At 65.3% G+C, this 781-nt stretch carries 1 pseudogene; it reads right to left on the reverse strand.

Going from position 1 to position 781, the window contains the following annotated elements:
* A pseudogene (locus tag V2J52_RS16995) lies at positions 1 to 765 on the reverse strand (alkaline phosphatase); the annotation flags it as partial.
* Positions 766 to 781: the final 16 nt, after the last annotated feature.

Below are 781 nucleotides of genomic sequence, written 5' to 3' on the forward strand. Positions count from 1 at the left end.
ACCGTCACCGTTCCAGTCACCGACGAACACCTCATCGTTGGCCCGACCGAAGGTCACCCGCAGATCAGCGTCGCCACCGGTCAGCGAGTTCTTCACGTGGTAGGTCGCACCACGACGAACCGCCATCGTGTCCAGCCCATCACCGTTCCAGTCACCCACCAGCGTGACGTCCCCGGCCCGGCCATAACGGAACACCTGGTCCGCCGGACCACCAGTGACCGAGTTACGCACGTGGTACACGTTCCCGCGACGCACCGCCAGGGTGTCCAGGCCGTCACCGTCCCAGTCACCCACCAGCACGTCATCATCGGCCCGGCCGTAGTTGAACACCACATCAGCGTCCCCACCCAGCAGGTGGTTCTTCACGTGGAACTCACTACCCCGACGCACCGCAAACGTGTCAGAGCCGTCACCATTCCAGTCACCCACCAGCACGGTGTCACCCGCACGGCCGTACCGGAAGGTCCAGTCCGCATCCCCACCACGAGGCGCGTTGGACACGTGGAACACGTTCCCACGACGCACCGCAATCGAATCGGTCCCGTCGCCGTCCCAGTCACCGACGAACACCTCATCGGCGATCCGCCCGTACTTGAAGAAGTGATGCGTCGTGCCCCGCCAGTTATCACTCAGGTGGAACTCCGCAGCCGACGACGGCGGCTGGGGAACCTCCCCACCACCCTCGGTGGAGAACTCGTGGGTCCACTCAGCGGTGGCACCCTCGGCCAGCACGAAACCATCCAGCGCACGCGCCGTCACAGTCACCGTGCCGACACCCGGG

The sequence above is a fragment of the Georgenia sunbinii genome (genome assembly GCF_036421875.1).
GTDB lineage: Bacteria > Actinomycetota > Actinomycetes > Actinomycetales > Actinomycetaceae > Georgenia_B > Georgenia_B sunbinii.